The sequence below is a fragment of the Lentzea indica genome (assembly GCF_012184385.1).
GTDB classification, from domain to species: Bacteria; Actinomycetota; Actinomycetes; order Mycobacteriales; family Pseudonocardiaceae; genus Lentzea; species Lentzea indica.
Map to the genome: position 1 here is coordinate 32122 of NZ_VSRL01000020.1, position 13636 is coordinate 45757.

17 protein-coding genes are annotated in these 13636 nt (G+C 68.5%); 5 read left to right on the forward strand and 12 right to left on the reverse strand.

Annotation, left to right across the window (positions count from 1 at the left end; genetic code table 11):
• Positions 1 to 45: 45 nt before the first annotated feature.
• Positions 46 to 708 carry a glycoside hydrolase family 75 protein gene (locus tag FXN61_RS08290; protein ID WP_167971851.1) on the forward strand — a complete coding sequence of 221 codons (663 nt, stop codon included), beginning with the start codon at positions 46 to 48 and terminating at the stop codon, positions 706 to 708.
• Between the two features lie 333 nt (positions 709 to 1041).
• Here the strand turns inward: FXN61_RS08290 and FXN61_RS08295 are convergent, their stop codons facing one another.
• Positions 1042 to 1506 (reverse strand): GNAT family N-acetyltransferase, encoded by a 465-nt coding sequence (locus FXN61_RS08295; RefSeq protein WP_223165345.1) that lies wholly within the window; start codon positions 1504 to 1506, stop codon positions 1042 to 1044.
• Positions 1503 to 2012: a DUF4262 domain-containing protein gene (locus FXN61_RS08300; protein WP_312877601.1), complete on the reverse strand. Its 510-nt coding sequence runs from the start codon at positions 2010 to 2012 to the stop codon at positions 1503 to 1505. Before FXN61_RS08300 ends, FXN61_RS08295 begins: the two co-directional genes overlap by 4 nt.
• A 118-nt stretch (positions 2013 to 2130) precedes the next feature.
• Here FXN61_RS08300 and FXN61_RS08305 point away from each other — a divergent pair, with 118 nt between their 5' ends.
• Both FXN61_RS08305 and FXN61_RS08310 read left to right on the forward strand, forming a co-directional pair.
• Positions 2131 to 2967 carry a helix-turn-helix domain-containing protein gene (locus FXN61_RS08305; RefSeq protein ID WP_167971853.1) on the forward strand — a complete coding sequence of 279 codons (837 nt, stop codon included), beginning with the start codon at positions 2131 to 2133 and terminating at the stop codon, positions 2965 to 2967.
• On the forward strand, positions 2967 to 3185 hold the full coding sequence (locus FXN61_RS08310) for a DUF397 domain-containing protein (RefSeq protein ID WP_167971855.1): 219 nt from the start codon (positions 2967 to 2969) through the stop codon (positions 3183 to 3185). Before FXN61_RS08305 ends, FXN61_RS08310 begins: the two co-directional genes overlap by 1 nt.
• Here FXN61_RS08310 and FXN61_RS08315 read toward each other — a convergent pair.
• The 5 genes from FXN61_RS08315 to FXN61_RS08335 all read right to left on the reverse strand — a co-directional run bounded on the left by FXN61_RS08315 (position 3166) and on the right by FXN61_RS08335 (position 7681).
• Positions 3166 to 3915: a YebC/PmpR family DNA-binding transcriptional regulator gene (locus FXN61_RS08315; RefSeq protein WP_167971858.1), complete on the reverse strand. Its 750-nt coding sequence runs from the start codon at positions 3913 to 3915 to the stop codon at positions 3166 to 3168. The two genes, FXN61_RS08310 and FXN61_RS08315, sit on opposite strands and share 20 nt — an antisense overlap.
• Positions 3912 to 4538, reverse strand: coding sequence for a pyridoxal 5'-phosphate synthase glutaminase subunit PdxT (pdxT, locus tag FXN61_RS08320; protein ID WP_167971860.1), 627 nt, complete (start codon positions 4536 to 4538; stop codon positions 3912 to 3914). The genes FXN61_RS08315 and pdxT overlap by 4 nt, the downstream gene beginning before the upstream one ends.
• Before the next feature lie 49 nt (positions 4539 to 4587).
• On the reverse strand, positions 4588 to 4884 hold the full coding sequence (locus tag FXN61_RS08325) for a hypothetical protein (RefSeq protein ID WP_167971862.1): 297 nt from the start codon (positions 4882 to 4884) through the stop codon (positions 4588 to 4590).
• Between the two features lie 127 nt (positions 4885 to 5011).
• The gene (locus FXN61_RS08330) at positions 5012 to 6355 is read right to left on the reverse strand and encodes an amino acid permease (protein WP_246291044.1); all 1344 of its coding nucleotides are present in this window, start codon (positions 6353 to 6355) and stop codon (positions 5012 to 5014) included.
• A gap of 138 nt (positions 6356 to 6493) precedes the next feature.
• Entirely contained in the window at positions 6494 to 7681 is a 1188-nt protein-coding gene (locus FXN61_RS08335) for a trans-sulfuration enzyme family protein (RefSeq protein ID WP_167971865.1), read from the reverse strand.
• Positions 7682 to 7755: 74 nt separating this feature from the next.
• On the opposite strand from FXN61_RS08335, the gene FXN61_RS08340 reads away from it, so the two are divergent.
• Positions 7756 to 8196, forward strand: coding sequence for an Lrp/AsnC family transcriptional regulator (locus FXN61_RS08340; protein ID WP_167971867.1), 441 nt, complete (start codon positions 7756 to 7758; stop codon positions 8194 to 8196).
• Here the strand turns inward: FXN61_RS08340 and FXN61_RS08345 are convergent.
• The 4 genes from FXN61_RS08345 to FXN61_RS08360 are packed head-to-tail and all read right to left on the reverse strand — an operon-like array spanning position 8193 to position 11627.
• Positions 8193 to 9644: a LuxR family transcriptional regulator gene (locus FXN61_RS08345; RefSeq protein ID WP_188134819.1), complete on the reverse strand. Its 1452-nt coding sequence runs from the start codon at positions 9642 to 9644 to the stop codon at positions 8193 to 8195. The genes FXN61_RS08340 and FXN61_RS08345 overlap by 4 nt on opposite strands.
• A complete protein-coding gene (locus FXN61_RS08350; protein WP_167971869.1) occupies positions 9557 to 10591 on the reverse strand; it encodes a BREX system ATP-binding domain-containing protein in 1035 nt (344 codons plus the stop codon). Before FXN61_RS08350 ends, FXN61_RS08345 begins: the two co-directional genes overlap by 88 nt.
• Positions 10592 to 10644: 53 nt before the next feature.
• Positions 10645 to 10953, reverse strand: coding sequence for a branched-chain amino acid transport AzlD family protein (locus FXN61_RS08355; protein ID WP_167971871.1), 309 nt, complete (start codon positions 10951 to 10953; stop codon positions 10645 to 10647).
• Positions 10932 to 11627, reverse strand: a complete 696-nt coding sequence (locus tag FXN61_RS08360) for an AzlC family ABC transporter permease (RefSeq protein WP_167971873.1) — start codon at positions 11625 to 11627, stop codon at positions 10932 to 10934. Before FXN61_RS08360 ends, FXN61_RS08355 begins: the two co-directional genes overlap by 22 nt.
• A gap of 27 nt (positions 11628 to 11654) precedes the next feature.
• Here FXN61_RS08360 and FXN61_RS08365 point away from each other — a divergent pair, with 27 nt between their 5' ends.
• Positions 11655 to 12239 carry a helix-turn-helix domain-containing protein gene (locus FXN61_RS08365; protein ID WP_167971875.1) on the forward strand — a complete coding sequence of 195 codons (585 nt, stop codon included), beginning with the start codon at positions 11655 to 11657 and terminating at the stop codon, positions 12237 to 12239.
• A 45-nt stretch (positions 12240 to 12284) separates the two neighbouring features.
• On the opposite strand, the gene FXN61_RS51680 is transcribed toward FXN61_RS08365, so the two are convergent.
• Positions 12285 to 13589: an FG-GAP repeat domain-containing protein gene (locus tag FXN61_RS51680; protein ID WP_167971877.1), complete on the reverse strand. Its 1305-nt coding sequence runs from the start codon at positions 13587 to 13589 to the stop codon at positions 12285 to 12287.
• Positions 13590 to 13636: the final 47 nt, after the last annotated feature.

Sequence of the window (13636 nt, forward strand, 5' to 3'; positions counted from 1 at the left end):
ACCGCCGCTTTCAGTCAGGAAAGTTCCCTGTCGAAAGAGGTGGCAATGCGCAAGCTCGCCCCAGGGCTCTTCGCCGTGTCCGCGCTCGTGGCTTCCCTCCTGGCTTCTCCCGCCGCCCAGGCCGCCGGCCCCAGCGCCTCGCAGCTGCTGGCCAAGCTGACGTCGTGCCAGCAGATCTCCAGCGGCAAGTACCGCAGCGACTCCGGGACCGCCGCGACCATCCCGGTCTGCGGCAAGAACGGCGCCGTTTGGTACAAGGCCGACATGGACATCGACTGCGATGGCCAGCCCACCGCGAAGTGCAACAAGAACACCGACCCGTGGTTCCAACCCGACACCGCCTTCCACGACTCGAAGGGCAAGCCGCTGGTCGCGGACAAGCTCCCGTTCGTGGTGGTGCCTTCGCCGAGCGGCACGTGGGACTACCGCAAGTTCGGCATCCAGGGCGGTGGCGTTGTCGCGATCATCTACAACAACAAGGTCGACTACGTGGTGGTCGGCGACACGGGCCCGGCCAGCATCATCGGTGAGGCCTCCTACGCGTCCGCGGTGAACCTGGGCATCAACCCGAACCCGAAGAACGGCGGGACCGACGGCCCGGTGCACTACCTCTACTTCAAGAACTCGAAGGTGTCCCCGATCGAGGACCACGGCAAGGCCGTCTCGACCGGCGAGTCCCTGGCCCAGAAGTTCCTGAACGAGAACTAGGTACTTGAAGCGCCCCGCTTCGCATCCCCCTCCGCCTCCTGCGAGGCGGGGCGCTCCTCCCCCGATCGCGGTGTTCCCGGATCCCCCCGGACCGGTCGGCCGCACCGCATTTCTACAGGTTGATCGTTGTCCGGTGTCGGAGCGTGATGAGTGGACAACGAGCTCCGGACAACGTGCCTCCCCCAACAACAGCGCAAGCCCCGGCGCCGGATGCGCCGGGGCTGGCGGGTGCCGGACGGATCAGCCGACGTGTGATCGACGTCCGCACCGGTGGTTGGCCATGGGTGGACCACTTCAGGACCCTGCCAGGCTCCCGTGACCAGGCCCTGAACGTCAGATGGCCTTCTTCTCCAATGTGACACGGATCCCGAAGTCGTCCTGCCGCTCGTCCACCCTGGTGAACCCGGCGCTCTCGTACAGCCAGAGGCTCTGCACGCTGTCCCCGCCGGTGAACAGCCACACCACGCGCACGCCTGCCGGCGCGGCTCCCGTGACGGCCTCCAGCAGCCTTCTGCCGGTGCCGCGCCCACCCATGTCCGGCGCGACGGACAACCGCGCGACCTCCATGCGTTCGCCGTCGGCCTTGCCCCTGACGCTGCCCACGAGCCGATGCCCGTCCCACGCCCCGATCGCCGGCTGGCCGGACTCGATGTGCCGCCTGATCTCGTCGAGCGTCTCAGTCAGCGGCGGGAGCTCCCACATGGCGTAGCGCTTGGCCTCGCTCACGTACGCGGCCTTCTGCACGGTCAGGACCTCACCGGCGTGTTCCACCCCGAGTGGTCCGATGTGGACGGTCACGGCCCGGTGACCCCAGGCGTCCAGCTCTCCGGCACACCGCTTTCGGTCAGGATCAGCTGGTGGTCGTGGAACCCTTCCGGCGCATTGGGCTGCCACGGCCACTGCCCCTGCGGTGTGGGCACGATGATCTGCACCGCCGCGAAGTCCGACCCGTCGTAGAGCAGGTAGGCGCTGCCGAAGAACTCCGGGTAGAAACCCTTGTAGACCCGCTCGAACGTGACGGGAACACCCTCGAAGAAGTCGTGGTAGAGCTGCCCCGGCACGAACCGCTCGCCGCTGCTCGCCCGCTTCACGTAGAGGTTGATCAGGTTCTCGCCCATGCCCTGCGGAAGCCCGATCACGACCGCCTCGGCCACGCCGAACCGCCGCCACGCGCCGACCGAGAACACGTACCCCGCGCCCTCGGAGTCCGGGTTCACGACGATGTTCGTGTGGCCGTGCAGGTCGGCAGCGGAGAGCAGCCTGGCCCGCAGCTCGATGTCTTCGTCGGAAAGCACGAACTCCACCCTACGGCACCTCCGCAGTGCCTTATGCCTGCTTAGAGCTGCTCCAAGGCTCCCACCTTCAGGCAGATTTGACCGGAAACGATGGAGTCCAACCCGCTTCGACTTCTAGCGTTCCTCCATGCCCAAGAGGTCATCCAGCGTGGTGGGCCGAGAGTTCGGCAACGGCGTCCGCAAGATCATCGAACGGACCGGCCTGACCCAGCGCAGAGTCGCCGAGCTGCTCGGCTGGCACGAAGCAAAGATCTCCGACCTGCTCGCCGGCAAAGGCGGTGTCGACGAGGCCGAGGTCCGCGAACTGCTCGCGTACTGCCACGCCACCGTCGAAGAGCGCCGTCACCTCATCGCGCTGTTTCTGGAGTCAGGCGAGAAGGGCTGGCTCCAGTTCCCCGATGACGGCGTTCCAGACCAGGTCCACACCTTCATCGAGAACGAGAAGAACGCCAAGAAGATCACCGCCTGGTCGCTGACGTTGGTGCCGGGCGTGCTTCAGATCCCCGAATACGCCCATGTGGTCACCGAAGCCTCGCCGGTGATCGAGGCGGCCGACGTCCCCGCGGTCGCCGCAGCGCGGAGTGCGAGAGCGAAGATCCTCAACGGAGACCGTGAGTTCGTCTTCTACGTGCACGAGTACGCACTACGGCTGCAGGTGGGCGGCGTCGAGGTCTGGCGGGAACAGCTCGCACACCTGTTGAGGGTGTCGGTGCGGACCTACATCAGCATCCGGGTCATCCCGGCGTCGATCGGCATCCACGCAGGCACGTCAGGCGGCTTCTACTTGCTGGAGTTCCACAAGTTCCCGACCGTCGTCTACCTGGAGAGCCTCAACTGCTGCCTGTTCTTCGACGACACGGAGACCGTCGAGATCTACGAGAACACGGTGAAGCGGCTCGATGCCGTCGCCTTGGATGAGGAAGAATCGAGGGCGGTGATCGACAGCATCTTGGAGGGCTTCTAATGACCGTCTGGCGCAAGAGCAGCTACAGCGGAAGCAGCGGTGACTGCGTCGAGGTGAGCTGGCGCAAGAGCAGCTACAGCGGTAGCGGTGCGGACTGCGTCGAGGTGGGCCATGGCGTCGGCATCCGGGACAGCAAAGCGCCGACCACCCATCTGCCCGTCAGCGCAGATGCGTGGTCGGCGTTCGTGAAGCTGGCGGTCAGCCGACCTCGGCCATGACCTCGTCCGACACGTCGAAGTTCGCGAAGACGTTCTGCACGTCGTCGCAGTCCTCGAGCGCGTCGATGAGCTTGAAGATCTTCTTCGCGCCCTCGGCCTCCAACTGGACCGAGACCGACGGGAGGAAGCTCGACTCTGCCGACTCGTAGTCGATGCCCGCGTCCTGCAGCGCCTTGCGGACCGGGATCAGGTCGCCGGCCTCGGACACGACCTCGAAGGCCTCGCCCAGGTCGTTGACCTCCTCGGCACCGGCCTCGAGGACGGCCATCATCACGTCGTCCTCGGACGTGTCCGCCTTGGGGACGATCACGACGCCCTTGCGGCTGAACATGTACGACACCGAGCCGGGGTCGGCCATCGAGCCGCCGTTGCGGGTCATCGCCGTGCGGACCTCGGTCGCGGCGCGGTTGCGGTTGTCCGTGAGGCACTCGATGAGCACCGCGACGCCGTTCGGGCCGTAGCCCTCGTACATGATGGTCTGCCAGTCGGCGCCGCCGGCCTCTTCACCGCCGCCGCGCTTGCGGGCGCGCTCGATGTTGTCCAGCGGCACCGAGTTCTTGCGGGCCTTCTGGATCGCGTCGAAGAGCGTCGGGTTGCCGTCGGGGTCGCCGCCGCCCGTGCGGGCAGCCACCTCGATGTTCTTGATCAGCCGCGCGAAGAGCTTGCCGCGCTTGGCGTCGATGGCGGCCTTCTTGTGCTTGGTGGTCGCCCACTTGGAGTGGCCGCTCATTTCTCCTCCGTCGAACCGCGAACCATGTCAACGAACAGGCGGTGAACGCGCTCGTCGCCCGTGAGCTCCGGATGGAACGCCGTCGCCAGCACGTTGCCCTGCCTGACCGCGACGATCCTACCGGCGGCGTCCCCCGCTTCAGCCGTGACAGGCACCGTAGCGAGAACCTCGACGCCGCCGCTCACCGCCTCCACCCAAGGTGCCCGGATGAACACGGCGTGAACCGTTTCGCCTGCCAGGTCCAGGTCGGTCTCGAAGGAGTCGATCTGCCGTCCGAACGCGTTGCGGCGCACGGTCACGTCGAGGCCGCCCAGCTGGTACTGGTCCTCACGGCCGTCGAGCACGTTGTTGGCCAGCAGGATCATGCCCGCGCACGACCCGTACGCGGGGAAGCCCGTCTTGATCTTCGCGCGGAGGGGCTCCAGCAGCTCGAAGTTCGCCAGCAGCTTGCTGATGGTCGTCGACTCGCCGCCGGGGATGACGATGCCGTCCAGCTCGTCGAGCTCTTCGGGGCGGCGGATGGGGCGTGCGGTGACATCGCACTTGGCGAGCGAGACCAGGTGCTCCTGAACATCGCCCTGCAGGGCGAGCACGCCGATGACGGGTGGGGCAGCGACAACCATGCCACCAGCTTATTCGAGGTGGTCAGGGGCGCTGCCCGGCACCCGAGGCTCAGTGCTCGTCGTAGTGCTCGCCGTGCGCGGCGTGGCGATGACCGTCGTGGACGTAGTCGACGTGATCTGCGTGCGGGACCGCCACGTGACCGCAACCCTCGCCGTGGGCGTGGTCGTGCGCCCCGTGCTCTTTGTGGCCGTCCGGTTCGCACTCGTCGAAATGACCGTCGTGCTCGCGGTGGATGTGCCCGTCGTGGACGTAGTCGACGTGGTCGCTGTGCGGCACCCCGACGTGTCCGCAACCCTCGCCGTGGACGTGGGTGTGCTCGCGGTGCTCGATGTGGCTCGTTGTCATGGAACCAGGCTGCTCCCCCGCGCCGCTCGCCGCGTCTCCAGCCGCCCGGCCGGGTGACACCCCACCGCGCACAAAGCCGCGAGCCGCCCCCTCGGTGAGGGGACGGCTCGTGATCTGAACGGGTGTGTCAGTCGACGGAGACCAGCTGCTCCGGCGCCTGTCCGGCCGGCTGACGCGACTTGACGTACCGCCACCCGAGGAACAGCACCAGCGCGAGCACCGGAATCGACCAGAACGCGATCTTCTCGGCTGTCCCCGCGAACGCCATCTGCCCGATCACCAGCGCGAGGAACACCAGCGTTCCCCAGGACGTGTAAGGCGCCCCCGGCATCCGGTACGACGGCCGGACGAGCTCGCCCGCCATCGCCTTCTTCCGCAACCGCATCTGGCAGATGATCAACGTGGCCCACGTCGACACGACACCCAGCGACGCGACGGCGATCGCGATGTCGAAGGCCTCCTTGGGCACGATGTAGTTCAGCACCACGCCGAACAGGTAAGCGGCACCGGTGAACAGGATCCCGCCGTAGGGCACGTGCCGGGAGTTCATCTTGCCGGTGAAGGCCGGGGCCTCGCCCTTCTGCGCCAGCGACCGCAGGATCCGCCCGGTCGAGTACAGGCCCGAGTTGCACGACGACAAGGCCGCGGTCAGCACCACCGCGTTCATGATGTCGCCGACGGCCGGAATCCCCAGCGCCGAGAACACGGTCACGAACGGCGACTCAGTACCGGTGAAGTGGTGCCACGGCAGCAGCATCGTCAGCAGCAGCACGGAACCGACGTAGAAGATCGCGATCCGGTACACCACACCGTTGATGGCGCGCGGCATGATCTTCTCGGGGTCCTTGGTCTCCCCTGCGGCGATACCGACGAGCTCGATGGCCGAATAGGCGAACACGACCGCCTGCAGCGTCATCAGCGCGACACCGAAGCCGGCGGGGAAGAGCCCGCCGTGGCCCAGGGTGTTCGAGACGGAAGCCGTGGTGCCGCCGATCTCGGCGTTGCCGATGACAAGGCTGGCGCCGACAACCAGGAACACGACAATGGCCGTGACTTTGATGACGCTGAACCAGAACTCCAGCTCACCGAACAGCTTGACCGACAACATGTTGATGGCGACCAGGACCACGAGCGCGACGAGCGCGGTGATCCACTGCGGCAGGTCCGGGAACCACTTGTGCATGTAGATCGCGACCGCGGTGATCTCGGCGATGCCCGTCATCGCCCAGTTCACCCAGTACATCCAGCCCGACGTGAAGCCGGCCCACGGCCCGATGAACTCGCGGGCGTACTCCACGAAGCTGCCGGCGACCGCCCTGTGCAGGACGAGCTCGCCCAAAGCCCTCATCACGAAGAAGGCAGCGAGGCCGCACAGCGCGTACGACAGGATCAGCGACGGCCCCGCTGTGGCGAGGCGTCCGCCCGCACCCAGGAAGAGGCCGACGCCGATCGCGCCACCGATTGCGATCATCTGCACCTGACGCTTGCTCAGCGCCTTGGTGTAGCCGTCCGCATCAGTTTCCACAGAACTCACGAGGGGTTCCTTCCGAAACGGAAAAATGCTCGCGTCGGAACCTCCCGCGCCCCGACGCGCTGATGCGTTGGGACCTTAGTGAGTGGCGGTCATCACCAAGTAATCACCTGGGGAAGGCTTAACGTAATCGACGTCACAGAGAGCCGCGTTTAGGTCGTCCCAAATGTCTTCCACGTGCTCAAGTCCCATGGAAATGCGCAGCAAATTCTCCGGAACGCCCGAAGCGCGCAGTTCTTCTCCTGGGACAAGGCGATGGGTGAGCGCCCACGGGTGCTCGATCAACGTGTCCACCGAACCCAAGGACACCGCCGGCGTGATCAACCGCAGCCGCCGCACGACCTCGGTCGGGTCGCCGTGCACGCCGAACGCGATCATCGCGCCGGTGCCCCGCATCTGCAGCGACGCGGACGGGTAGCGCACGAACTCGACCGCGTCGTGCTCGGCGAGCCGCGAAGCCAGCACGGCGGCCGATCGGGAAGCGGCCTCGACGCGCAACGGCAGGGTCGCCAGCCCGCGATGCAGCAGGTAGCCGCCCAACGGGTGCAGCACGGCGCCGGTGATGATCCTGACCTGCCGCAACGCCGCCGCGCGGTCCTCGGAGCAGGCCACGACGCCGCCGAGCACGTCACCGTGCCCGCCCAGGTACTTGGTGCCGGAGTGCAGCACGTACGAGGCCCCGTGCAGCACCGGGTTCTGCAGGATCGGCGTCGCGAAGGTGTTGTCGACCATCACCGGCACCGAACCGGCCTGGCGCACGACGTGGTCGATGTCGACCAGGTCCAGGTTCGGGTTCGCCGGCGTCTCGACGACGATCAGCCCGGTGTCCGGCCGGATCGCGGAGGACACCAGGCCTGCCTCTACATACGTGGTGGAGACGCCCAGGAGACCGGACGACAACAGGTGATCCGTGCCGCCATAGAGCGGCCGCACGGCCACGACGTGCGGCTTTCCCGCCATCACGCACGCTGCCTGGATCACCGCGGTCACCGCCGCCATGCCGCTGCCGAACGCCACCGCGGCCTCGGTGTGCTCGAGAGACGCCAGCGCCTGCTCGAACCGCGCCACGGTCGGGTTGTGCAGCCGCGCGTACACGGGCGAGCCCGCCCGTGCGGCGCCGGTCGCCCACTCACCCAGTGCCTCCCCGCCGAGCGCCTGGTCAGGCACGGGGTAGGTGGTGGACAGGTCGATCGGAGGCGCGTGCACGCCCAGCTCCGCGAGGTCGTCGCGGCCGCCGTGCACTGCGATGGTCTCGATGCGCGTCATGGCCGAAATGGTGGAGACTTCCTCGACAGAACGGGTGACCAACCGCAGCAGATTCGGCAGAACGGAGAGAAGCCGTGCTTGATTCGATCAACGAGGCCATCGTGCGGGAGCTGCGGAAGGACGCGCGGCTGCAGAACAAGGACCTGGCGGAACGCGTGAACGTCGCCCAGTCCACGGCGGTGGTCCGGCACCGGGCGCTGCGGGAGCGCGGCGTGATCACCGGGTACCACGCCGAGGTCGATCTGGGCGCGATCGGGCGACCCGTGCAGGCGATGCTCGCGTTGAAGATCCGCCCGCACACCAAGGAGATCGTCGACCCGTTCATGGCCTATGTGCTGAGCCTTCCGGAAACTCTTGCGCTCTCACACGTGACAGGTCCGGAAGATTTCCTGGTCCATGTCGCGGTAGCGGACGTCGGCCATCTTCAACGACTCGTACTGGACAAGTTCACCAGTCGGCGAGAGGTGACAGAGGTTCATACAAATCTGCTGTTTTCGCACGTTCGGAAGCACTAACTCGCCAGTCGCAATGCGGGTGCGAGCTGGTCGCGACCGTCAATGCCGAGCTTGCGATAAACCTTGGTCAGGTGGATCTCGACGGTCCGCAGCTGCACGAACAGCGCGGCCGCGATCTCGCGGTTCATCTTGCCCTCGGCGGCCAGCGCGGCCACTCTGCGCTCCGACTCCGTGAGTCCCGCGGGCCCTGCCGCCAGCTCCTGCCGGATCTCCTCCGCCAGCTCCTCGACACCGCAGTCGTCGGCGAGGTCCACGGCCACGCGCAGCTCGGCGCGTGCCGGCTTGACCCGTCCTGCCAGGTGCAGCGCCCTGCCCAGCGCGAAGTGGCTGCGCGCCCGTTCGAGCAACGCGCCCGTCGAAGCCAGCAGTCCGACCGATTCCTCCAGCAGCGCAACGCCTTCCACGCCGAGCAGCACACCCCGTTCACGCAACGCCGCCGCCAACGGCAACACCGCACCCGTTGCGCGCGCTAAAAGCTCCTCCGCGACGAGGTGATCGCCGCCCAGCGGCAGCCGCCACGACAGGCCGTCGCCACCGCGCGCACGCAACCGTTCACCGCAGTCCAACAAATCGCGCACGCCGTCCTTGCGCCGCTCGGCCGCGATCCGCACCCGTACTCGCGCCGCCAGCAGAGCCGGTGCGCCGAACAGGTCCGGCACCTCGCCCGGCACGACCTCGAACACCTGCGACGCCACCTCGACGTCGCCCATTTCCAGCAGTGCCAACGCGAGTTCGGTCAACGCGGCGAAAATCGGCGTGGACACCCGCGCCGCACCGCAGCTCTCCAGCACCGCCAGTGCCTCGCGGGCATCGGACTCGGCGCCCGCCAGCCGTCCGAGATCCCGCAGGCACGCTGACCGTGCCGTGAGCGCCGCCGCCACACACGGCCGGTGCTGCCACCTCCGCGCAACGGTCAGCGCACGGTCCACGCGGGCGTACGCGGCCGTCAGCTCGCCGCGCAGCCGAAGAAAGCCGATCGCCCGCAGGTACGGGTCGAACTCCGACGGCGTCGACGGCACCACGTCCGGGTCGCCGATCGTGCCCGGCTCGAACTCCGGCTCCTCCCCCAGCAACACGAGCAGGCCCGGCAGCGCAGGGTGCGCGGGATCAGCCTCGCCCAGGTGGTCCACGGCCGCCGGAACGTCCACATAGGACTCGACTTCGCCGAGCTCGGCGAGCAGCTCACCGGATCCCGGCTCGTCCATCGCCCGGCGCAGATACCGGACGGCGTCCACGACCCGATTGCGCGCGCGGGCACGTCCTGCGGCGGACACCAGCACGCCCGTCGCCCACTCCTCGCCCAGCGGCCGGGTCTCGACCAGGTGCTCGGCCACCGCCTCGGCCGACGCGCCGGTCTCGGTCAGCAGCCGGGCAGCGGCGGCGTGCAGGTCCTGACGCTCGGTGATGGTGAGCTCCTCGCGCAAGGTGTTGCGCACCAACGGATGCACCAAAGAACCGTCGGCGACAGCAGGCCCATCCTGCGCAGCGCAGCGATCGTGCCGGCGAGCTCGCACGGTTCGGTGCCGATCAGCTCGGCGACGCGCGGCAGCGTGACCTCGCCGCCCAGCACGGCCAGCGCGTGCAGCGCGTCAGGGGCGTGCGGGGAGAGGCGGCGCAGGCGGACGTTGACGGTCGGCAGCAACGCCGGCGCGGTGAGCCCTTCGACGTGGTCGCTGTACGCGCGCACGAGGTTCAGCAGCAGCAACGGATTGCCGCCCGCCTCAGCACGGCACAGTGCAACGAACTCGTCTTCGACCGAGCGGCGAAGCTCCTGCTCGATCAACGCCCGCGCGCCGTCGAACGACAGCTCGTCCAGGCGGATCTCGGTGGTGCCGGCGGCGAGCAGCTCCTCGAGGGTCTGCGGCCCGGTGCAGGCCTCCCCCGCGCCGACCCCCGCCAGGACGAAGATCGGCAGGTGCTCGATGCGGTGCGGAAGAGTGCTGAGCCACTGCAACGACGGCTGGTCGGCCCACTGCGCGTCGTCGACGACGACGGCGACGGGGCGTTCGGCGGCCATCCGCGCCAGTGCGCGGTGCAGGACGTGCAGTTCGGGCAACGTCACCGGGCCGGGTTCGGCGAGCGAGTCGGACTGGCCCAGCGCGGCGGCGATGCGCGGCAGGTGCTGGACCTCCTCGCCCGGCTGGACGCAGACGAACAGGCGGCTCACCACCCCGAACGGCAGCTCGCGTTCCAGATAGCTGCCCCGTGCCGCCAGCACCGTGAACCCGTGCCGCGCGGCCAGCTCCCGCGCGGTGGTGAGCAGTGCCGTCTTGCCGGCCCCCAGTCCCCCGGTGGCCACCACGAGGTGCCCGTCGCCGCCCGCCGCCGCGGTCAGCGCGTCCGCCAGCGCAGCCGTCTCCCGGTCCCGCCCGACCAGTCCAGGTTTCGCAGCCATGGGTCCATCTGAGGCCTGTCGCCCATCGGTCCCCTATTGCGGAGGCATCGCCGTCATGCCACGCCGATGAGCCTCAACCCCGCCGTGGTGGCCGCGGCCAGCACGATCACGGCGACGAACGGCAGTTTGCGCCACGCCGCCAGCCCGCCGACCACCACGCCGATCGCCAGCGCCCAGCCACCGAACTGCTTGCCGCTCGTCAGCGCCGAGATCGCCACCAGCGCGAACAACAGCACGGTCGCCGACGCCGACAGCAGTTCGCGGACCTTCTCCGGCAACGTGACGCGATCGCGCAGCAGCGGACCCGCGAGCCGGATCGCGAAGGTGCCGGCGGCGAGGATCAGGACTGCGGTGACGGGCACGGTGCCTCCTTCTTCGTCTTGAAGACGAACAGTCCGGCGAGCGCGAGCAGCACGGGCACACCCGCAGGCAGGAACGGCGTGGTCGCGAGCGCTATCGCGGCACCGAGGAGCGCCGCGTTGCGCGTGGCCACGTCCTTCAGTGCGGGCAACGTGAGCGCGAGCAGTGCCGCCGGGAACGCCGCGTCCAGCCCGAACGTCATCGGGTCGCCGATCGCCTGCCCGGCGAGCGCGCCGATGAGCACACCCGCGTTCCAGCAGAAGAACAACGACACGCCGCACGCCCAGTAAGCCGCACGCGCTCTCGAGGGGTCCTTTTGCGCCATCGCGAAGGCCGTCGACTCGTCGATGAGCAAGTGGCTGCCGACGATCCGTGCCAGCCAGCCGTTGCCCAGCACGTCGCCGATCGCCAGCCCGAACGGCAGGTGCCGCGCGTTGAGCACCAGCCCGGCCAGCACCGCGGCGGCAGGGCTGCCACCAGCGGCGACGATGCCCACCGCCATGAACTGCGAGCCGCCCGCGAAGATCACCAACGACATCAGCACCGGCATCCACCACGGCAGGCCGGAGCCGACCGAGATCGCGCCGAACGAAGCGCCGGTGACCGCGGCACCGAGTGCCACTGCGGCCACGTCACGCAGGAGCACAGCATCAAGGGTTCGCCATATCGAACGCATCACCCATTACGATGAACACTTGAACGGGTGTTCGTCAAGACGAACGGATGGACTTCTGTGTCGAACGCACCACTCGACCTCATCGCGGCCAACCTCCGGCGTGAGCGAGACCGCACCGGTATGTCGCTCACCGAGGTCGCTCGCAAGGCCGGAATCGCGAAGTCGACGCTCTCCCAGCTGGAGTCCGGAGCCGGGAACCCCAGCGTGGAGACCCTGTGGGCGCTCGGCGTGGCGCTGGGCGTCCCGTTCAGCCGCCTTGTCGAACCCGCCGTGCCGCGCGTCCAGGTGATCCGCGCGGGCGAGGGCCCGGTCATCCACTCCGAACGCGCGCACTACTCCGCCACCCTGCTGGCCGCCTGCCGTCCGGGTACCAAGCACGACATCTACTGGCTGACCCTGGAGCCGGGCGGCGCCCGCGAGTCCGAGCCGCACGTGCCGGGCAGCGTCGAGCACATGATCGTCGCTTCCGGCCGGTGCCTGGCCGGGCTCGCCGACGACCCGGTCGAGCTCGGACCCGGCGACTACATCGTCTATCCCGGAGACCTGCCGCACATCTGCAAGGCGCTGGAACCGGGCACGACCGCGATGATGGTCATGGAGCACACGGTCTGATGCGGGATACGAGGGCCAATGCCTCGCATCCCGCGTTGTCCCGCGTCAGTAGGCAGCGGGCCGGTAGCCACTCCACCCGGAGCCGACCTGCACCGCCGTGGCCAGCGTTCCGTCGCCCTCTCCGCTCCACCGCCACAAGGTCGCGTCGCTGGCGCGCACCGCCACGATGTCGGCCTTCGCGTCGCCGTTCACGTCGAGCACGTTGAGCCCGGTGAAGCCGGACCAGCCGGCGCCGACCTCGCGGCCGCTCGAGAAGGTGCCGTTGCCGTTGCCCTCCCAGAACCACAGCTCACCGGCCGCGTTCGTGGCCCACAGGTCGCCGTCGCCGTCGCCGTCCGCGTCACCGCCGGCGAACCGGGGGTACGTCGCCCAGCCCTCACCGATGAAGATCCGGGAGGAGAACTTGCCGGAACCCTCGCCGGGGTACCAGTAGAGCCGGCCGCCGTCGCGGCCCACGACGTCCGCCCTGTTGTCGCCGTTGACGTCCATCACCGCGAACCACTCCAGCGTCTGCCAGCCGGAGCCGCCGTTGGCCAGCTTGGTGAACGTGCCGCGGCCCGAGTTGTGCCAGTAGTGCAGCGAACCGTCGGTGTCGGTGGCGAGGATGTCGGCGAAGCCGTCGGCGTTCGTGTCGCCGACGCCGATGCGGTTGAACGACGCCGACCAGCCGGGCCCGATCTCGCTGGAGCCGCCGAACGTCCCCGCGGACGTACCGGGGTAGAGGCGCATGACGTTGTCGGGGCTGACCGCGAGCAGGTCGTCGTACCTGTCGCCGTTCACGCTCTCCGCGGACAGGCTGCGCGCGGCCGTCCACCACGTCGTCTGCTTGCGCGCGCCCGCCCAGCTGAAGCTGAAGTGGATGTGGTCGGTGTGCGGGCTGGCACCGCTGTAGGACTGCCAGCCCTGGGAGGCCTCGTAGGCCTTCCAGATCTTGTGGTTCCAGATCATGTACATGATCCCGAAGCGCCGGGCCAGCGCGTGCGCGTTGCCGTGCTGGTCGGTGGCGAGCAGCCAGTTGATGATGTCCTGGGCCTGCGCCGCCTGCGTGGAGTTGGCCGCGTTGAACGGGTAGTCGAGCGCGCGGCCCTCCTTGTGCTCGCTCTGCCCGCCGGTGCCGCACGCGCGGACCATCCCGAGGTCGGCACGCCCGTACTCCGCCTTGAGCAGGTCTCTGAACCCGTTGACACCCGGCTTGGCGTCCGGATCGCAGGTCGTCTGCCCCACGTAGGTGGCGTACCTGTCGATCGCCGCTCCGAACGCGGGCGTCGGCGGTGCCGCCACCGCGGACGGTGCTTGGAGTGCCGCCAGACTCAGGACGGCAGCGCTGAGCGCTACGAGAATCCGCTTCACGGTTGATCTCCCCTGTCGAGTGGATGCCACTCAGCCTGGGGAGGAGA